The following is a 19,458-nucleotide window of genomic DNA, read 5'->3' on the forward strand; positions in this document are numbered from 1 at the left end:
GGCCGGCAGTATCTGCGGCGGCCGGGCCGGCCCGTGGGGCGGGGGCAGGGGTTGGGGGAAGCCGAGCGGGCGGCATCAGGGAAGTCGTGGGGGTTTCCCGTCAGTCCTATCGTCCTTCCGCGTCGGGCCGGTCCCTCAAGGGCGCTCCTTCGTCGCGTCGCTGCGCGATGGCCGTTGGCCACCCTTGACCGACCGTCCCGCCACGGAAAGACAAGAACTGCCGGGAAGCCCCCAAAGGGACGGGCCGGGGGGTCCAGATCCGCACGCGGTCATCAGCGATGGGCGGGCATGTGCCCGAGGGGCAGACCCGAGGCGGGGCCCATCCGCACCACATCCCGGGTCTGGGGCGGCCACGCTCCACGAGACGGCGGTCAGGCCGAGCTGGGCGCAGGTCTGGCGGGGTGGACGCGTCAGATCGCTACGCGCTCCTCGATCACGGCGGCGAACGGCCGTCTGCGGCTGGGCGGCCCGGGTCCGTCGGATGGCGTTGGTCATTCGGCCGGCTCGACGTTGTCGGCCCGTGGCGCAGGCAGGGGATTGCCAGGTGCCTGCACCACACCCTGCTCGACGGTATCGACGCCGAGCGGGTCCTGCTCAACGTTCACCCGGAGAGCGAGGCGGCCGTGGCCGCGTATCGGGCTTGGGGGTACCGGAAGGTCGGCGACGCACGCCCTTGGGTCGGTGCGGACCTGCACGACGTGATGCTGCTCGACCTGCGCTGATCAGCCTCCCCCCTACCGAGCCGGAAGGCCCGGCTCCCACGAGGGGGGCCGGGCCTTCCGGGTGCTGCGGGGGTCAGGCTTCGAAGACCTCGTTCAGCAGGAGCTGCTGCTCCGCCTGGTGGCGCTTCGCGGAGCCCACCGCCGGCGACGAGCCGTGCGGGCGCGAGATGCGCCGCAGGCGCTCGCCCGCCGGGATGTCCGCGCCGACCGCCAGGTCGAGGTGGTCGATCAGGTTGAGCGCGATGAACGGCCACGCACCCTGGTTCGCCGGCTCCTCCTGCGCCCAGATGTACTTCGCCGCGTTCGGGAACTTGGCGATCTCCGCCTGGAGTTCCGCACCCGGCAGCGGGTACAGCCGCTCGATGCGGATGATCGCCGTGTCCGTGATGCCGCGCTTCTCGCGCTCGGCCTCCAGGTCGTAGTAGACCTTGCCGGCGCAGAAGACGACCTTGCGGACCGCGTTCGGGTCCACGGTGGCGTCCCCGATGACCGGACGGAACGAACCGCTCGTGAACTCCTCCGCCTTCGACGCCGCCGCCTTCAGACGCAGCATCGACTTCGGGGTGAAGACGATGAGCGGCTTGTGGTGCGGGTTGTGGACCTGCCAGCGCAGCAGGTGGAAGTAGTTCGACGGGAGGGTCGGCATCGCGACCGTCATGTTGTCCTGCGCGCACATCTGGAGGAAGCGCTCGGGACGCGCGGACGAGTGGTCCGGGCCCTGGCCCTCGTAGCCGTGCGGCAGCAGCAGCGTGACGCCGGAGGTCTGGCCCCACTTCTGCTCGGCCGAGGAGATGAACTCGTCGACGACGGTCTGCGCGCCGTTGACGAAGTCACCGAACTGGGCCTCCCAGAGGACCAGCGCGTCCGGGCGGGCCAGCGAGTAGCCGTACTCGAAGCCCATGGCCGCGTACTCGGAGAGCAGCGAGTCGTAGACGTTGTAGCGGGCCTGGTCGTCCGACAGGTAGAGCAGCGGGGTGTAGTCCTCGCCCGTCTCCCGGTCGATGAGGACCGCGTGGCGCTGGCCGAAGGTGCCACGGCGCGAGTCCTGGCCGGACAGCCGGACCGGGGTGCCCTCCATCAGCAGCGAGCCGAAGGCGAGGGTCTCGCCCATGCCCCAGTCGATGGTGCCCTCGTCGATCATCGCCGCGCGGCGCTGGAGCTGCGGCAGCAGACGCGGGTGGACGGTGACGGTGTCCGGGATGTTGACCTGCGCCTCGGCGATCCGCTTGACGACCTCCGGGGAGATCGCGGTCTCCACGGCGACCGGGAACTGCTGCGCGACCTGGACGGGCGCCACCGGGGCGCCGGCCGCGGGCTGCGCGGCGGCCTCGCGGACCTCCGCGAAGACCTTCTCCAGCTGGCCCTGGAAGTCCTGGAGCGCCTGCTCGGCCTCTTCCAGCGTGATGTCGCCGCGACCGATGAGGGACTCGGTGTACAGCTTGCGCACCGAGCGCTTCTTGTCGATCAGGTCGTACATCAGCGGCTGGGTGAAGGCCGGGTTGTCGGACTCGTTGTGTCCGCGGCGGCGGTAGCAGATGAGGTCGATGACCACGTCCTTGTTGAACGCCTGACGGAACTCGAAGGCGAGCCGCGCGATGCGGACCACGGCCTCCGGGTCGTCGCCGTTCACGTGGAAGATCGGCGCCTCGATCATGCGGGCCACGTCGGTCGCGTACATCGAGGAGCGCGAGGACTCCGGGGCGGCGGTGAAGCCGACCTGGTTGTTGATCACGACGTGGACGGTGCCGCCGGTGCGGTAGCCGCGCAGCTGCGACATGTTGAGCGTCTCGGCGACCACACCCTGGCCGGCGAAGGCCGCGTCGCCGTGCAGGGCGAGCGGCAGGACCGTGAAGTCCGTGCCGCCCTTGTTGATGACGTCCTGCTTGGCGCGGGCGACACCCTCCAGGACCGGGTCCACGGCCTCCAGGTGCGAGGGGTTGGCGACCAGCGAGACCTTGATCTGCTCGCCGTCCAGGCCCGTGAAGGTGCCCTCGGCGCCCAGGTGGTACTTGACGTCGCCGGAGCCGTGCATCGACTTCGGGTCGAGGTTGCCCTCGAACTCGCGGAAGATCTGCGCGTACGACTTGCCGACGATGTTCGCGAGGACGTTCAGGCGGCCGCGGTGGGCCATGCCGATGACGACCTCTTCGAGGCGGGCCTCGGCGGCGGAGTCGATCACCGCGTCGAGCAGCGGGATGACGGACTCGCCGCCCTCCAGGGAGAAGCGCTTCTGGCCGACGTACTTCGTCTGCAGGAAGGTCTCGAAGGCCTCCGCCGCGTTCAGGCGGCGCAGGATGCGCAGCTGCTCCTCGCGCTCCGGCTTGGTGTGCGGGCGCTCGATGCGGTCCTGGATCCAGCGGCGCTGCTTCGGGTCCTGGATGTGCATGAACTCGACGCCGGTGGTGCGGCAGTACGAGTCGCGCAGTACGCCGAGGATGTCGCGGAGCTTCATCATCGACTTGCCGGAGAAGCCGCCGACCGCGAACTCCCGCTCAAGGTCCCACAGGGTGAGGCCGTGCTCGGTGATGTCGAGGTCGGGGTGCTTGCGTTGCTTGTACTCCAGCGGGTCGGTGTCGGCCATGACGTGGCCGCGGACCCGGTAGGAGTGGATCAGCTCGAAGACGCGGGCGGCCTTCGTGACGTCGTCGTCGTGCGAGGCGTCGATGTCCCGGTTCCAGCGGACCGGCTCGTACGGGATGCGCAGCGCCTCGAAGACGTCGTCGTAGAAGCCGCTCTCGCCGAGCAGCAGGTTGGCGACGATGCGCAGGAACTCGCCGGAGGCCGCGCCCTGGATGACCCGGTGGTCGTAGGTCGAGGTCAGGGTCATGACCTTGGAGATGCCCAGCTTGTTCAGGGTGTCCTGGGAGGTGCCCTGGAACTCGGCGGGGTAGTCCATGGAGCCGACGCCCATGATGACCGACTGTCCGGGCATCAGGCGGGGCACGGAGTGGACGGTGCCCAGGCCGCCGGGGTTGGTCAGCGAGACGGTGACGCCGGTGAAGTCGTCCATCGTCAGCTTGCCGACGCGGGCGCGGCGGACGATGTCCTCGTACGCCTGCCAGAACTCGAAGAAGTTGAGCGTCTCGGCCTTCTTGATGCCGGCGACGACGAGCTGGCGGTCGCCGTTGGGCTTCACCAGGTCGATCGCGAGGCCGAAGTTGATGTGCTCCGGCTTGACCAGCGTCGGCTTGCCGTCCTTCTCCGCGAAGGAGTAGTTCATGGCCGGCATGGCCTTGATGGCCTGGACCATCGCGTAGCCGATGAGGTGCGTGAAGGAGATCTTCCCGCCCCGGGCGCGCTTCAGGTGGTTGTTGATGACGATGCGGTTGTCGAACAGCAGCTTCACCGGGACGGCGCGGACGGACGTGGCCGTCGGGACGTCGAGGGAGGCGTTCATGTTCTTGGCCACCGCGGCGGCGGGGCCGCGGAGCGTCACGAGCTCGGGGCCGGCTGGGGCCTCGGTCGCGGGCGCGGCCTTCTGGGCGGCGGCAGGGGCAGGGGCAGCCTGAGCAGGCGCGGCGGGTGCGGCCGCCGCGGCCTGGGAGGTGACAGTCACAGCAGGGGCACCAGAGGGGGTGGCAGGAGCAGGGGCAGGAGCTGACACGGGCGGAGGGGTCGGCGCGGCGTCAGCCGCTCCAGTGGAGCCGGTGCTTGCACCGGGGGGCGGGGTGAGCGTGGCGCGCGCCGCCCCCGTGGCGGCGGCGTCGGAGACCTGCGGGGCCCGGACGGCGGAGGTGGCGGCCTGTGCGGAGGCGCCATCCGTCGTCGGCTGGGGCTTCTTCGGCTCGTCCGCCTTCAGGGGGGCGGGAGCGCCCCCCGGCTTGTAGTCGGCGAAGAAGTCCCACCAGGCCCGGTCGACCGAGTTCGGGTCCTGGAGGTACTGCTGATAGATCTCGTCGACGAGCCACTCATTGGCACCGAAGCCCGAGGCGGGGTTCTTCCCGCCCTCTGCTGCTTCGGTCGTGGTGCTCGGGTTACTGGGGGACTGTGGCGACACGGCGGCAACCGCCCTCTTCCGCTTCACAAGGTATGGACAGCGGGAATAAAGGCTACGCCTCCCCGGCGGTCGGATGCAGACCGGGCGGGACATCCGTCATGTAGGTCACATCGAACGGCGGGTTTCGGGACCCGGAATGGCGGGAAACAAGCGCGGTTCGGGTAGGGGGCACCGTGGTTGCGGCCCCCTTGGCTTCGCACCCCTGACGGACCCTGGCCGGTGTGGCCGAGATCATGTCCTTCCCACTCGAACCCTACGTCAACGCGACGCTCACGAACTGCCCGGAAGCGTGACGAGCATGCGGCAGCCCCGTGACGATTCGGCCACTCTGATGTGCCCCCCGTGCATTCCCACGGCCCAGCGGGCGATCGCCAGGCCCAGGCCCGTGCCTCCGTCGCCGCCGTGCGAGCTGCCCCGGTTGAACCGCTCGAAGACGCGGTGCCGCTCCGCCTCAGGGATGCCGGGCCCTTCGTCCCGTACCTCCAGAGCCAGACTCCCGGGCCGCTCACCCGCTCGGGCGCTGACCGTGACCCGGCCGTGCGGGGGGCTGTGCTTGACGGCGTTGTCGATCAGGTTCGCCACCACCTGGTGGAGCCGCTCGGCGTCCGCGTACGCCGTCAGGTCGGGCGGGAAGACGTCCAGGCGCAGGTGCACGTCGTTGCGGGTGTGTCCGCCCGAGCCGGTGGACAGCCCCGGCCGCCCGGCGGCCGCCAGCCCCGACTCCTTCAGCACGCCCGACAGGTACGGCCACACCTCGAAGCGGCGGGCGCGCAGCGGGACCACGCCGTTGTCCACCCGGGACAGGTCCAGCAGGGTCTCGACCAGACGGCCGAGGCGCTCGGTCTGCTTCAGCGCCGTCCGCATCGTCTCCGGGTCGGCGGCGGAGACCCCGTCCACGACGTTCTCCAGCACCGCCCGCAGCGCCGCGATCGGCGTGCGCAGCTCGTGCGAGACGTTGGCGACCAGCTCCTTGCGGTGCCGGTCCACCGCCTCCAGGTCGTCCGCCATCAGATTGATCGTCGAGGCCAGGTCGCCCAGCTCGTCCCGGCGCCCGGCGCCGCGCACGCGGCGGGTGTAGTCCCCGTGGGAGATCGCGCGGGCGACCGTCGTCATGTCGTCCAGGGGCGCCGTCAGGCTGTGCGCCACGAACTGGGTGATCAGCATCGAGGCGATCACCGAGAAGACCGTGATGAACCGCAGCTCGGTGTCGGTGCGCAGGGCCACGAGCAGCAGGCCGGTCGTGATGAAGACCGAGACCACGACGAGCGTGCCCAGTTTGGTCTTGATCGAGAAGGGCGAGAACGGCCGCAGGCCTCCGGGGTGCCGCCCGCCGGCCGGCCTGCCGCCGCCGGACCTGCCACCGGCCGGCCGGCCTCCGGCGGTGCGCTGCGCGGCGGACCGCTGTCCGGGCCGGGCGCTCATGCCTGGGCCGGGGTCTCCAGGGCGTACCCGACGCCGTGAACCGTACGGATCCGCTCCGCGCCGATCTTGCGGCGCAACGCCTTGATGTGGCTGTCGACCGTACGGGTCCCGGACGCGTCGGCCCAGTCCCACACCTCGGCCAGCAGCTGCTCCCGCGAGAGCACCGCACGCGGCGTCCCGGCCAGGCACAGCAGCAGGTCGAACTCGGTCGGCGTCAGGTGCACGTCCTCCGCGTGCACCCGCACCCGGCGCTGCGCGTGGTCGATCTCCAGATCGCCCAGGCGCAGGGTGGCCGCGCGCGGAGTGTGGGCGGCCAGCGTGGCCCGCTCGACGCGCCGCAGGAGTACGTGGACGCGCGCGGCCAGCTCGCGCATCGAGAACGGCTTCGTCATGTAGTCGTCCGCGCCGACCCCGAGCCCGACCAGCAGGTCGGTCTCGTCGTCCCGCGCGGTGAGCATGAGCACCGGGACCGGCCGCTGCGCCTGGACCCGGCGGCAGACCTCCAGCCCGTCGAAGCCGGGCAGCATGACGTCCAGGACCAGCAGCTCGGGCAGCCAGCTCTCGGCCGCGGCGACCGCGGCCGGGCCGTCGGCGGCCGTCTGCACCTGGAAGCCCTCGGCGCGGAGCCGTGCCGCGATGGCCTCGGCGATGGTGTGGTCGTCCTCGACGACGAGCACACGCCGCTGGGCGCCGGGGGTCGCCGAGGCGCCGTTGTGGCTGGTGTGTGTCTGTTCCATGTCCCGGTTCCGCCCCGTGAAGATCCCGCGTGATGGGGTGCAGCGTAGAGGAGGCACCGGCCTGCGGCTATGCGGGGTTCGGACAGCGCTGGGCGCGGACCGGGTTGGAGGATGTGCCGGGATCCGGTCCCGCGCGGGACGGCCGCGGGGCCGGATCCCGGGCGGGGTACGGAAGTCAGCTCGACGTCCGGTCCGGTTCGAAGGGCGGCAGCGCGACCAGCACCCTCTCCAGGGCCGCCGGTACCGATCCGGTCTCGGTGACCACCTCGTGGCCGCCGTGCACGAAGGCGTACGTGAACCCGTCGTGGATCGTGGAGTCGCCGAGGACGGTCCGGGGGAGCCGGGCGAAGTCCGCTTCCCGCAGCGCGGTGCGCAGGGCGGCCAGCTCGGCCGGCGCCAGCCTTCCCGTGCCCTCCGGCTCGGCGCGGCGGTCCAGGCGGGTCCACGAGCCGTCGCCCTTCACCCGCAGGGTGTGCGTCCCGCCGACGAAGCCGCCGCTACGGCTCACCCGGACGAGGATCTCGCCGACGGCGGCCGGGGGCACGGCCGGGCTCGGGCTGGCGGTGGGGGCCGGGTTCGCCGTGGGGGTCGGTTCCGGGGAGACCGTCGCGGTCGCGGTCGCCGTCGCGGTCGTCGTCGTACCGCCGCCGCCGTCGTCGGGGCGCGCGGGCGGCCCCGCGGATCCGTCCGGACCGCCCGGACCGCACCCGCCCAGCACCACCGCGCTCAGGAGTACCGTCGCCGCCGCCCGGAACGCTCGCACACCCACCTCCGCAGGCACTCGGGCCGAACCCCGAGTATGGAGTGCCCACACCCGTACGGACAGCACCCGGAGGCCGCCATCAGCCGCATCGCCCCCTGGCGCGTGCTGCCCCCGCTGCTCGCCGTCCTCCTCGGCCTCTGGGGCCTGGAGCGCGGCGGCAGCATGTGGCGCGACGAGTCCGTCACCTGGCAGGTGGCCCACCGGCCGCTCGGCGGGCTGTGGGAGCTGCTCGGTCAGGTCGACGCCGTGCACGGCCTGTACTACCTGCTCATGCACGCGGTGTTCCTCGCCTGGGACGGCGGACTGTGGGCGCTGCGGCTGCCGTCCGTCGCCGCCACCGCCCTCGCGGCCGCAGGGGTGGCCGCGGTCGGCCACCGGCTCGCGGGCGAGCGGGCCGCCCTGATCTCCGGGCTCGTCTACGCCGTGCTGCCGCCCGTGCAGATGTACGCCCAGGAGGGGCGCTCGTACGCCCTGGTCGCGGCGGCGGTGGTGTGGGCGACGTACCTGATGCTGCGCGAGCGGTGGGCGGCGTACGCGGTGGTGCTGCTGATCGGCTGCTGGCTGCACGAGTTCGCCGGGCTGGCGCTGCTCGCGCACGCCTTCGCCGCCCGCCGCTCGCGCGGCTGGCGGTGGAGCGCCGGGACCGTCGTGGTCCTGCTGGTGCCGCTGGCCCTGGTCAGTGCGCGGCAGGCGCAGCAGCAGCTGGGCTGGCTCGGGCGGCCGGGCTGGCAGGACTGGGCCGCGTACGGGGTCGTCGCGGCCGTCGTGCTGCTGCTCGCGCGGGGGGCCGGCCGGGACGTCGTACGGGTGGCCCTGCCGCTGGCGCTGCTGCCGCCGGGGCTGCTGATGACGCTGTCGCTGGTGCACCCCTGGTACGTCGACCGGTACGTGCTCTACGCGCTGGCCGGGCTGGCCCTGCTGGCCGGGGCGCGGCTGGCGACGGTGCGCGGCGCGCGGCCGTGGCCGTGGCTGCTCGCGGGGGCGCTGCTGGTGCCCTTCGGGCTCTGGTCGGCCTGGCTGCGTACGCCCGAGAGCCGCAAGGACGACACCCTGGCGGTGGCCGCCGCGGTCCGGGAACGGGCCCGGCCCGGGGACGCGGTGGTCTTCCTGCCCTCGCGGCGGCGCGAGTGGCTGCTGTCCTCACCGCAGGTCTACGAGGGCCTGCGCGACGTGGCCCTGGACGGCTCCCCGGCGGCTTCGCGCAGCCTCCAGGGCACGGAACTGCCTGCGGCGCGGATCCGGAAGGCGCTGGTCGAATCCCCGCGGGTGATCGCGTTGATGGACCCGGCCGGGCAGCCCCTGGACCCGTACCCGCACGAGGCGGTCAAGCGGGAGGTGCTGGCCGGCGACTTCGAGCTGTGCGAGGTCACCGGGGTGCGCGGCGCCCGGGTCGCGCTCTACGCCCGGCCGGGCGGCTGCCCCTGAAGCCCGGCCGGCCGGGGGCTGGTTGGGGCCGGTGGGGGCCGGTGGGGTCCGAACGGGCTGAGGCAGGATGAGGCGACCCGCGACGTGCAGCGGCGGGCCGCCCGCCGGGCCCGCGCGGGCGGTCCGCCGAACTTCCGGAGGTGCCGTATGACCCCGCCCCGCAACTCCACACCACGGGACCCGGCGTCCCCCGCCCTGGCGCCGGGCACGGTGGGGCCGGGTACGGCGGCTGCGGGTTCGGCGGGGCCAAGTACGAGGGGGACTGGGACGACGGCGCCGGGTACGGCGGCTGCGGGTTCGGCGGGGCCCGGGACGACGGCGCCAGGCAGGACGGGGCTGGGTACGGCGGCTGCGGGTTCGGCGGGGCCAAGTACGACGGGGCCCGGCACGGCGGAGCTCGGGCCGCGGCGGTCGGACTCACGGGCCGGCTCGCTGCCCGGGCCTCCGCTGCCCGGGCCCCTGGTGGGCGCCGACTGGCTGGCGGAGCGCCTCGGCGCGCCCGGCCTCGTCGTCTTCGACGCCTCCGTCGGGGTCCACCGGGGCGCCGACCGCCGCATTCCGGGCGCCCGCCCCTTCGACCTCGACGGCGCACTCTCCGACCAGGACGCGCCCGCCCCGCACACCATGCCCGGAGCCCCCGCGTTCACCGGCGCCGTGCGGGCCCTCGGCGTCGACGACGCCGGCACCGTCGTCGTCTACGACGGCGCCGGCATCTACTCCAGCGCCCGCGCCTGGTGGATGCTGCGCGCCATGGGCTTCGAGCGGGCCGCCGTCCTCGACGGGGGACTGCCCGCCTGGACCGCCGCCGGTTTGCCGGTGGAGGCCACCGGCCCGGCGTACGAGGGCCCCCGCGGCTCCTTCACCGCCCGACCCCGCCCCAAGCTGCTGGTCGACAGCGCCACCGTCGCCGCGGCCCTGGCCGACCCGGCCGCGGCCGTCCTCGACGCCCGCACCCGCGAGCGTTTCGCGGGCACCGCTCCCGAACCCCGTCCGGGCCTGCGGGGCGGCCACATGCCGGGCGCGGTCAACCTCCCGTTCGGGGAACTCCAGCGGTACGGCGGCCTGATGCGTCCGGCCGGAGAACTGCGGGAAGCCTTCGAGGCGTTGGCGGGAGAGAGGGAGCGGCTGTACTTCAGCTGCGGATCCGGGGTGACGGCGTGCGTGCTCGCCCTCGGCGCGGTCCTCGCCGGGTACGAGGACTTGGCGGTGTACGACGGCTCCTGGAGCGAGTGGGGCATGCCGTCGCACCTCCCCGTGACCACGGACACGCCGTAGCACCAACCTTCGGGCGGACTCGCGGCCTCGCGGACCGGCCGGATCGGCAGGGCGCGCCACCGGGTGACCACGGAACACGGAACACCGGCGGGCCTGTTCGCCGCGGGCGAACTGGGGTTGGGGAACACTGGGCGGCGCAGATGCATTGAGTCGGCATAGCTCAACTTCACTGCCGGAGGGAAGATCATGGCTTCGACGCCCGTTACGCTCACCCTGCCCGTGCTACCGCTCGACGACGAGGTCGTGCTGCCCGGAATGGTCGTGCCGCTGGACCTGTCCGACGCCGAGGTGCGCGGAGCCGTGGAGGCGGCCCAGGCGGCGGCTGGCGGGGGGCACCTCCCAGCGGTGGCCGGGGGAGGGAAGCCCCAGGTGCTGCTCGTGCCGCGGGTCGACGGGAAGTACGCCGGGACCGGGGTGCTCGGGACGGTCGAGCAGGTGGGGCGGCTCTCCGACGGGGATCCCGGAGCGCTCATCCGCGGTCGCGGGCGGGTCCGGATCGGGGCCGGGACCACCGGGCCCGGGGCCGCCCTCTGGGTCGAGGGCGAGACCGTGGACGAGGAGGTGCCGGACCCGCTGCCGGGTGCGGTGACCGAGCTGGTCAAGGAGTACAAGGCGCTCGCCACCAGCTGGCTCAAGAAGCGCGGGGCCTGGCAGGTCGTGGACCGCGTCCAGCAGATCGAGGGCGTCTCCGCCCTCGCCGACAATTCCGGTTACTCGCCGTTCCTGACGGTGGGCCAGAAGGTCGAGCTGCTGGAGACCGCCGATCCGGTCGCCCGCCTCAAGCTCGCCGTGAAGGCGCTCGCCGACCACCTCGCCGAGCAGGACGTCGCCGAGTCCATCGCCAAGGACGTCCAGGACGGCGTCGACAAGCAGCAGCGGGAGTTCCTGCTCCGGCGGCAGCTGGAGGCCGTACGCAAGGAGCTGCGCGAGCTCAACGGGGAGAAGGAGGGCGAGGAGTCCGACGACTACCGCGCCCGCGTCGAGGCCGCCGACCTCCCCGAGAAGGTACGGGAGTCCGCGCTCAAGGAAGTCGAGAAGCTGGAACGGGCCAGCGACCAGTCGCCCGAGGGCGCCTGGATCCGGACCTGGCTGGACACCGTGCTGGAACTGCCCTGGAACGAGCGGACCGAGGACCGGTACGACATTCGGGGCGCCCGCGCCGTCCTCGACGCCGAGCACGCCGGGCTCAGCGACGTGAAGGACCGCATCACCGAGTACCTCGCCGTGCGCAAGCGCCGCTCCGAGCGCGGGATGGGCGTCATCGGCGGGCGGCGCGGCGGCGCCGTGCTCGCGCTGGTCGGGCCGCCCGGCGTGGGAAAGACCTCGCTAGGCGAATCCGTGGCCCACGCCATGGGGCGGAAGTTCGTCCGGGTCGCACTGGGCGGCGTACGGGACGAGGCCGAGGTGCGAGGCCACCGGCGGACCTACGTCGGCGCGCTGCCCGGCCGGATCGTCCGGGCCATCAAGGAGGCCGGTTCGATGAACCCGGTGGTCCTGCTGGACGAGATCGACAAGGTGGGCTCCGACTACCGCGGGGACCCGGCGGCCGCGCTGCTCGAAGTCCTCGACCCGGCGCAGAACCACACCTTCCGGGACCACTACCTGGAGGTCGAGCTGGACCTGAGCGACGTGGTCTTCCTGGCCACCGCGAACGTCCTGGAGGCCATCCCGGAGGCGCTGGCCGACCGGATGGAGCTCGTCCGCCTCGACGGGTACACCGAGGACGAGAAGGTGGTGATCGCGCGGGACCACCTGCTGCCGCGTCAGCTGGAGCGTGCCGGCCTCGGCCCCGAGGAGGTGGTCCTGGAGGAGGACGCCCTGCGCAAGCTGGCGGGGGAGTACACCCGGGAAGCGGGAGTCCGCACCCTGGAGCGGTCCCTCGCGCGGCTGCTGCGCAAGGTGGCTTCGCAGCACGAGCTGGGCGAGCGGGAGCTGCCCTTCCGCGTCGGCGCCGGGGAACTGCGCGGCCTGATCGGGCGGCCGCACCACGTGCCGGAGTCCGCGCAGGACCCGGCCGAGCGGCGCACCGCCGTCCCCGGCGTGGCCACCGGTCTCGCGGTGACCGGCGCGGGCGGCGACGTGCTGTTCGTCGAGGCCTCGCTGGCCGATCCGGAGACGGGCGCGGCCGGCCTGACCCTCACCGGTCAGCTCGGCGACGTCATGAAGGAGTCGGCGCAGATCGCGCTGAGCTTCCTGCGCTCCCACGGCGCCGAACTGGAACTGCCGGTCGCCGACCTGAAGGACCGGGGCGTGCACATCCACTTCCCGGCGGGCGCGGTGCCCAAGGACGGCCCGAGCGCGGGCATCACCATGACGACGGCGCTCGCGTCGCTGCTCTCCGGGCGCCAGGTCCGCACGGACGTGGCCATGACCGGTGAGGTCTCGCTGACCGGGCGGGTGCTGCCGATCGGCGGGGTCAAGCAGAAGCTGCTCGCCGCGCACCGGGCGGGACTGACCACGGTGATCATTCCGAAGCGCAACGAGGCCGACCTGGACGATGTCCCGGCCGAGGTGCTGGAGGGACTGGAGGTGCACCCGGTGACGGATGTGCGCCAGGTCCTGGAGCTCGCCCTGGCTCAGGCGGAGGTGCCCGTCACCGCCGCCGCCTGACGGCCGCCATCGCCGCCTGCCGCCTGCCGCCTGCCGGCAGCCGCAGCCGCAGACGGCAGCCGGCAGACGGCTCCCTAGGAGGACGGGCGACGGCCCGGGCCCCCGCTCCGGCGGGGTCCCGGGCCGTCGCCGCGCCCGCTGCGAAATACTGGGCGCTCCCCTACCGGGGCGCCACACACACCACCGATCGGAGCGGTACGTGCACGGGAGTGAAGACCAGGAGTTCCTTGCCCTGGAGCGGGAGCTGTCCGTCTTCCTCCGGCGCGCCCGCGCCTCCTCCGGGGAGATGGCGCGCGCCCTCCACCCCGAGCTGGAGCCCGCCGCGTACGGGCTCCTCGTACGCCTGGAGGCCGCCGGGCGGCAGCGGGCCACCGAGCTCGCCGCGTACTTCGGGGTCGGCAAGGCGACCATGAGCCGGCAGCTGCGGGCCCTGGAGGTGCTGGGCCTGGTGGCCCGCGAGCCGGACCCGGCGGACGGCCGGGCCTTCCTGGTCGGTCTCACGGAGGAGGGCCGGGAGCGGTTCCTGCGGGTACGGGACGCCCGGCGCGAGCAGTACATGCGCAAACTCGCCGACTGGGACCGCGGCGAGGTGGCGGAACTGGCCCGGCTGCTGAACCAGCTGAACGCGGGCGGGGAATAGACCGCGCCGGGGTGCGGCCGGGGGCCGCCTGCGGGCGCGGAGCCGGGCCGCCCGCGCAGGGCGCCACCCCGTCCGCTCGTCCAGCACGGGTCCGGGGCCGCCCGCGCAGGGCGCCTCGCCGTCCGCTCGTCCAGCACGGGTCCGGGGCCGTCCGCGCAGGTGCCGCTCCCCCCGGCCCGCTCGACCGGCGCCGGCCGGGGCCGCTGCCGACCCCGAGTGCACCGCCCCTGCCCGGGAGCCGCCGCAGCCGGTCCTACAGCTCCGCGTACAGCGCCGACGCGTCGTCGTGCCGCTTGCCGCGAGGCACACGGCGGGCCGGGTCGGACTCGATGGCGCGGACCCGGCCGATCAGCCCCTCCGCGCCCTCCTTCCGCAGCACCCGCAGGCACTCGGCCCAGTCCCCCTCCCCGAACGTGTCCGTCCACCGGCTCACCCCGTCGGTGAGCGCTGCCACTGCCCGGACCTCCCCGCGCGGCGTGCGCCCGGTCACCGCCCGGGCCGCCACCGCCGGATCCGACGCCGCCGTGAAGAAGCCGCCCTCCACATTGCGCAGCGCGTCCGACGCGGCCACCGACCGCAGCACCTCCTGGGGGACCCCGTCCAGCCGGTCGTCGAGCACCGCCGTCACCTCGCCCCCGGGCGCCTGGAGCAGCAGTACGGAGTCCGAGAGCACGAGATGCTCCACGTACGCCTCGTCCCAGCGGACCATCACCACCGTCGCCTGCGGCGTGCGGACGTGAGAAAGGTCACAGGTGTCGAAGTGGGCCTCGGCGGTGGCGCGGACGGCCTCGGCCAGGATCCGGTCCAGCGGCATGTCCCGCCGCGATCCGGACAGTTCGGTCAATCGGCCGCCGAGGCGGGCGGCGAACCACGGCACTCCGTGCACGCAGCCGTCCCCGCCGCGCGGCGGGGTGACCCCGTCCAGGGCGACCAGCAGGCCGCCGCCCGACGCGGGCATCGCCGCCGACACCCAGTCCTCGTTGGGGCGTTCCGGGTTTCCGGGTGCGGTGGCGAGGTCGATGCGCATGCGGACATCCTGCCCTCCCGGCCGGGCCCGGCGCAGCAGCCGCGGGGCGACCGCGCGAAAGTCCGTACCAAAGGGGAGAGGGGTGGCGCAGGGCCGTACCCGTCGGCCTCCGGCGATGTGGGCGGGGCATACTGCCAAAGCCTCCGGCGATCTTTCAACCGCCCGTCCACGGAGGTGCTCTGACACGCAGTGCCCGAGTTGGCCGCCCACTCATCCGTGATGTTCACTCGTTCGAGTGGCCGGGTGGGCGATGGGCGGCTCTCTCCCCAACACGCTGCAATGGTCTGAGGCGGTACGAGGGGGCAGGGAGCGTTTACTTGTTGACCGGCCGTTACCTCGGCCACACGAGTAGACGAGCAAGAGCCCACGTACAGGATTGCGAGTACCGGTGCAGAAGAAGCGGTCTCGGAAGAACGGCACCGCCACCGACGGCCCGGCCCCCGCAGGACGCCGCGTCCGCGTGCGCCGCAGGCTGGTCGTGGGCGTGGCCGTCGCCGGCCTCACCGTCCTCGCGGCGGGCGCCCCCGCCGTCCTCTCCGCCACGACGGAACTGAACGACTCCCAGCGCCTGGTCACCCTCGCGGAACAGACCCGGCAGACCCTCACCCTCGCGCACCTCCTCGGCGACGAGCGCGACGCCGTCATCGAGTACATCGCCAAGGGCCGCCCCGGCACCGCCAAGGGGCCCCTCCAGGAGCGCACCGCGCGCACCGACCGGCAGCTGGCCGAGGTGCGGGCCGAGGCGGACGAGGAACTCGCCCTGGCCCTGGGCCGCGTCCAGGCCGTCCGCACCGAGACCGTCGACGGCAAGGGCAGTGCCCTCGCCGCCCACCAGTCCTACGCCGGCGTCATAGCGGAACTGCTCGCGCCGGGCGACCGGCTCGCCGAACTGACCCCGCCGCGCGCCGACGCCGCCCTCGTCACCACCCGCCCGCTGGCCCCGCTGGGCCAGGCCGTGGAACAGGCCTCGGCCACCCGTGGACTGCTGCTCGCCGCGCTGGCCGTCCCCCGCGGCGAGCAGCTCCCCAACTCGGCCGTGGTGGACGAACTCACCGCCGCCGCCCAGCGCGCACGCGTACGGGAACAGGCTGCCCTGGACGACTTCGCGCGGGTCGCCCGGCCGGACGTACGCCAGACCCTCGCCGCCACCGTCACCGGCCCCGACGTCAAGGCGGCCGACGACCACCTCAAGCGGCTCACCGACCGGCCCACCCTGTCATCGGCCGACCGCAAGACCGACGGGGCCACCATCAGCCCGGCGCTCACCGCGCGCGTCGACCGCATGCGGTCCGTGGAGTCCACCCTCGCCGGCCAGCGGGCCGGCGCGCTCGCGACCCTGCGCGACGACGACGTGACCCGGCTGGAGGTCACGGTCGCGCTGCTGGGCGTGCTGTTCCTGGTCGCCGTCGGCGTCTCGACCGCCGTGGCGCGGTCGCTGACCCGGCCGCTGTCGGTCCTGCGCCGCGGCGCGGCGCGCCTGGCGACGCCGGAGGGCTCGGTGGAACCCGTGCGGTTCACCGGCCGCAACGACGAGTTCGCCGAGGTCGTACGCCACCTGAACGCGGTGCGGGACCAGACGGTGTCCCTGCACACCCGGATCGCCGGGCTCGACGCCGACCGCCGCCGGATCATCGGCCGCAACGAGGCTCTGACCGCCAGCCGGGAGGTGGCGGAGGAGGAACTGACCAAGCTGCGCGCCGGCCTGGAGGAACACCGCCGCACCATGTCGACGACCTCCGTCTCGCTGTCGCTGCGCACCCTGGGCCTGGTGGAGCGCCAGCTCGCCGTCATCGAGGAGATGGAGTCCAAGGAACAGGACCCGGACCGGCTGGCGACCCTGTTCAAGCTCGACCACCTGGCGACCGTGATGCGCCGCCACAACGAGAACCTGCTGGTCCTCGCCGGGCAGGAGCACGGCCACGGGCAGGGCGTGCCGGTACCGCTGGTCGACGTCATGCGGGCCGCGGTGAGCGAGATCGAGCGCTACGAGCGGGTCGACCTCGCAGCCCTGCCCTCTTCCACCCAGGTCGCGGGGCACGCCGCCGACGACCTCTCGCACGTACTGGCCGAGCTGCTGGAGAACGCGACGACGTTCTCGCCGCCGGACGCCAAGGTGAAGGTGTCCGGGCGGCTGCTGGACTCCGGTGACGTGGTGCTGTCCGTCGTGGACGAGGGCATCGGGATCACCGAGGACCGGCTCCAATCGCTGAACGCGCGGCTGTCCACGCCCGAGGCGTACGACGAGGAGCCCGAGGCGGAACACGGCCTCGGCCTCGGCCTGTACGTGGCCGGACGGCTCGCGGCCCGGCACGGGGTCACCGCGGAGCTGCGCGCCCCGCGGCACGGCGGGACCGAGGCCCTGGTGGTCGTCCCGGCGGCGCTGCTCCCGGCCACCCCGCCCACGTCCCCGGTCCACACCCTGGCCGCGCCGGGCGCGCCCGTCCTGCGGCTGCCGGGTGTGATGGCGGAGGCGAACGAGAACATCCTGCCGGCGCGGAACCGCGGGGCGGCGGTCCCGGAGGCGCCGGAGGCGGGCGCGGCCGAGACCGCCGCAGCCCCCGAGGCCCCGGTCCCCGCGCCGGAGCCACTGGCGGAGCGGCCGCTGGTTCCGGCCGCCGACGCCGAGCCGCTGCCCGGGCACCTGGACGAGCACGGGGCTGGGCACCTGCCCGGGCACCTGGACGAGCACGGCGCTGAGCACCTGCCCGAGCCCGCGGCGGCCGAGGAGCTGCTGGCCCGGGTGGTCCCGGATGCGCAGCTGCCGCCGGCCGAGGAGGTCTTCACCGTCCCGGCCCCGGCAGCGCAGGCCCCGGCCGGGCCCGCTCCCGAGGAGCAGCTGCTCGCGCGGGTCGTCGCCGACGCGGAACCGGAGGCCTTCGCGGCGTCCGACCCCGCCCAGGCGGCCCCGGCCCCGGCGCCTGATGCCGGGGAACCGGTCGACGTACGGGAAACCGCGCAGGAGCCCGACCCGCACGGCCAGGCCGCTGCCGAGGACAACTGGCTTCCCCGCCAGGGCAGCCACCCCGCCGACGACGCCGAGGCCCTCACCGGCAAGGGCCTGCCGAAGCGGACGCCGCGCACGGTGACCGCCGGGGGCGGGGACGACGTACGGCCCGAGCCGCCGCGCCGGGTGGACGCCGACGAGTTGCGGCGCCGCCTCGGCGGCTTCTACCAGGGAGCCCAGGACGGGCGGCGCGTCGTCGCCGCCGAGCTCGCGGAGGACCGGGGCGAGGCGCAGGGCCGGGCGCAGGGTCACGGGCCGGGACAGACCGACCAGGGGGACACCGCACAGGAGGCACGCACATGACCGCGCCCAGTACGTACGGACTGAGCACCCAGGCCCGCAACTTGCAGTGGCTGCTGACCGACCTGGTCGAGGAGGTGCCCGGCGTCACGTCCGTCGCCGTCGTCTCCTCGGACGGGCTCCTGCTGCTGTCCTCCGACCCCGCGACGGAAGCCGCCGGGGCACAACGGCCGGCCACGGGCCCCCGCGGGGCGTCGGCCGACCTCGCCACCATCATCTCCGGCCTCGGCAGCCTCACCACCGGCGCCGCGTCCCTCATGGACGGCGGCTCCGTCAAACAGACCATGGTGGCGATGGAGCACGGCTCCGTCTTCGTCATGGCGATCAGCGACGGTTCGCTGCTGGGCGTGCACGCCACCCCCGACTGCGACATGAGTGTCGTGGCCTACCACATGGCTCTGTTCGTCGGCCGCGCCGGCCACGTCCTGACCCCCGAAGTCCGCAGTGAGCTGCGCCAGTCGATGGAGAAGACCCCGTGAGGAGTACGGCCTCCGACCGGCTGCCGATACGCGGCGCCGACCGCCGCCCCGCCCGCGTCCGCCCGTACTCCCTCACGGGTGGCCGGACCCGTTTCACGCAGGTCCTGCTGGTGGAGACGTTCGTCGCCGCCCTGGACGGCGGCCCCCGGCCGGAGGGGCAGAAGCCCGACCGCATGCCCGAGATGCCGGCGATCGTCGAGGTCTGCCGCCGCATGCGCACGATCGCCGAGATCGCCGCGCTGCTGAAGCTGCCGCTCGGCGTGGTGCGCGTCCTCGTCAGCGACCTCGCCGACCAGGGAAGGATCCGCGTCTACGGGACGGGACACGGCACCGGCCGCCCCGAACGCGCGTTGCTCGAAAGGGTGCTCAGTGGGCTCCGCCGTCTTTGAATCCGCCGTCGCCGGGATCGAGGACGAGCCCGTCCAGCCTTGGCAGTACGACCGCTCACGCGCGCCCGTCGCCGTGAAGGTGCTGGTCGCGGGCGGCTTCGGCGTCGGCAAGACGACCTTCGTCTCCTCCGTCTCCGAGATCACCCCGCTGCGTACCGAGGCGGTGATGACCCGGGCCAGCCTCCCGACCGACGACCTGTCCGCCACGCCGGACAAGAACACCACCACCGTCGCGATGGACTTCGGCCGGGTCACGCTCGACGACGATCTCGTCCTCTACGTGTACGGGACCCCGGGCCAGGAGCGCTTCTGGTTCATGTGGGACGACCTGGCCCGCGGAGCCGTCGGGGGCATCGTCCTCGCCGACACGCGCCGGCTGCGCGACTGCTTCCCGGCACTCGACTACTTCGAGAGCTGCGGGCTCCCGTACGCCGTGGCCGTCAACCACTTCGAGGGTTCCGCCTCGTACGAGCCCGAGGACGTGCGCGAGGCGCTCACCGTCCCGCCTCACGTACCGGTCGTGATCATGGACGCGCGGCGCCGCGCCTCGGTCGTCGAGTCACTGCTCGCCCTGGTGGACCACGCCCTCGACACCACGCCCGAATAGCCCGTACCGGCAGCTCCGTACCGGCAGCTCCGTACCGGCAGACCCGTACCGTCCGACCCGA

General features: G+C 73.6%; 13 protein-coding genes and 1 pseudogene. 9 read left to right on the plus strand and 5 right to left on the minus strand.

Annotated elements, in window-relative coordinates:
• Positions 1–503 precede the first annotated feature (503 nt).
• Positions 504–722 (plus strand): annotated as a pseudogene (locus ABZX75_RS20385) (GNAT family N-acetyltransferase); the annotation flags it as partial.
• Between the two features lie 73 nt (positions 723–795).
• On the opposite strand, the gene ABZX75_RS20390 reads toward ABZX75_RS20385, so the two are convergent.
• From ABZX75_RS20390 to ABZX75_RS20405, 4 genes are all read right to left on the minus strand, one after another.
• Entirely contained in the window at positions 796–4,719 is a 3,924-nt protein-coding gene (locus ABZX75_RS20390; protein ID WP_355412362.1) for a multifunctional oxoglutarate decarboxylase/oxoglutarate dehydrogenase thiamine pyrophosphate-binding subunit/dihydrolipoyllysine-residue succinyltransferase subunit, read from the minus strand.
• A gap of 270 nt (positions 4,720–4,989) precedes the next feature.
• Positions 4,990–6,141 carry a HAMP domain-containing sensor histidine kinase gene (locus ABZX75_RS20395; protein ID WP_355412364.1) on the minus strand — a complete coding sequence of 384 codons (1,152 nt, stop codon included), beginning with the start codon at positions 6,139–6,141 and terminating at the stop codon, positions 4,990–4,992.
• Positions 6,138–6,878: a response regulator transcription factor gene (locus ABZX75_RS20400; RefSeq protein WP_355412366.1), complete on the minus strand. Its 741-nt coding sequence runs from the start codon at positions 6,876–6,878 to the stop codon at positions 6,138–6,140. The genes ABZX75_RS20395 and ABZX75_RS20400 overlap by 4 nt, the downstream gene beginning before the upstream one ends.
• 175 nt (positions 6,879–7,053) lie before the next feature.
• Complete coding sequence (locus tag ABZX75_RS20405) at positions 7,054–7,641, minus strand: hypothetical protein (protein WP_355412368.1); 588 nt, start codon at positions 7,639–7,641, stop codon at positions 7,054–7,056.
• Positions 7,642–7,677: 36 nt separating this feature from the next.
• Here ABZX75_RS20405 and ABZX75_RS20410 point away from each other — a divergent pair, with 36 nt between their 5' ends.
• The 4 genes from ABZX75_RS20410 (at position 7,678) to ABZX75_RS20425 (ending at position 13,591) form a co-directional block, all read left to right on the plus strand.
• Positions 7,678–9,066 carry a hypothetical protein gene (locus ABZX75_RS20410; RefSeq protein ID WP_355412370.1) on the plus strand — a complete coding sequence of 463 codons (1,389 nt, stop codon included), beginning with the start codon at positions 7,678–7,680 and terminating at the stop codon, positions 9,064–9,066.
• A gap of 462 nt (positions 9,067–9,528) precedes the next feature.
• On the plus strand, positions 9,529–10,341 hold the full coding sequence (locus ABZX75_RS20415) for a sulfurtransferase (RefSeq protein ID WP_355412372.1): 813 nt from the start codon (positions 9,529–9,531) through the stop codon (positions 10,339–10,341).
• A gap of 186 nt (positions 10,342–10,527) precedes the next feature.
• Positions 10,528–12,951: an endopeptidase La gene (lon, locus tag ABZX75_RS20420; RefSeq protein WP_355412374.1), complete on the plus strand. Its 2,424-nt coding sequence runs from the start codon at positions 10,528–10,530 to the stop codon at positions 12,949–12,951.
• A gap of 199 nt (positions 12,952–13,150) precedes the next feature.
• Positions 13,151–13,591 (plus strand): MarR family transcriptional regulator, encoded by a 441-nt coding sequence (locus ABZX75_RS20425; RefSeq protein ID WP_355412376.1) that lies wholly within the window; start codon positions 13,151–13,153, stop codon positions 13,589–13,591.
• Between the two features lie 253 nt (positions 13,592–13,844).
• Here the strand turns inward: ABZX75_RS20425 and ABZX75_RS20430 are convergent, their stop codons facing one another.
• Entirely contained in the window at positions 13,845–14,618 is a 774-nt protein-coding gene (locus ABZX75_RS20430; protein ID WP_355412378.1) for a protein phosphatase 2C domain-containing protein, read from the minus strand.
• A gap of 388 nt (positions 14,619–15,006) precedes the next feature.
• Between ABZX75_RS20430 and ABZX75_RS20435 the strand changes: the two genes are divergently transcribed.
• The 4 genes from ABZX75_RS20435 to ABZX75_RS20450 are packed head-to-tail and all read left to right on the plus strand — an operon-like array spanning position 15,007 to position 19,397.
• Positions 15,007–17,925: a nitrate- and nitrite sensing domain-containing protein gene (locus tag ABZX75_RS20435; protein WP_355412380.1), complete on the plus strand. Its 2,919-nt coding sequence runs from the start codon at positions 15,007–15,009 to the stop codon at positions 17,923–17,925.
• Positions 17,922–18,401, plus strand: coding sequence for a roadblock/LC7 domain-containing protein (locus ABZX75_RS20440; protein ID WP_355412382.1), 480 nt, complete (start codon positions 17,922–17,924; stop codon positions 18,399–18,401). Before ABZX75_RS20435 ends, ABZX75_RS20440 begins: the two co-directional genes overlap by 4 nt.
• Complete coding sequence (locus tag ABZX75_RS20445; protein ID WP_355412384.1) at positions 18,398–18,790, plus strand: DUF742 domain-containing protein; 393 nt, start codon at positions 18,398–18,400, stop codon at positions 18,788–18,790. Before ABZX75_RS20440 ends, ABZX75_RS20445 begins: the two co-directional genes overlap by 4 nt.
• Positions 18,771–19,397 (plus strand): ATP/GTP-binding protein, encoded by a 627-nt coding sequence (locus ABZX75_RS20450; protein ID WP_355412386.1) that lies wholly within the window; start codon positions 18,771–18,773, stop codon positions 19,395–19,397. The genes ABZX75_RS20445 and ABZX75_RS20450 overlap by 20 nt, the downstream gene beginning before the upstream one ends.
• The last annotated feature ends 61 nt before the right edge of the window (positions 19,398–19,458 follow it).

Origin of the sequence: Streptomyces sp. NPDC003038, assembly GCF_040611115.1 — a bacterium.
Lineage (GTDB): Bacteria > Actinomycetota > Actinomycetes > Streptomycetales > Streptomycetaceae > Streptomyces.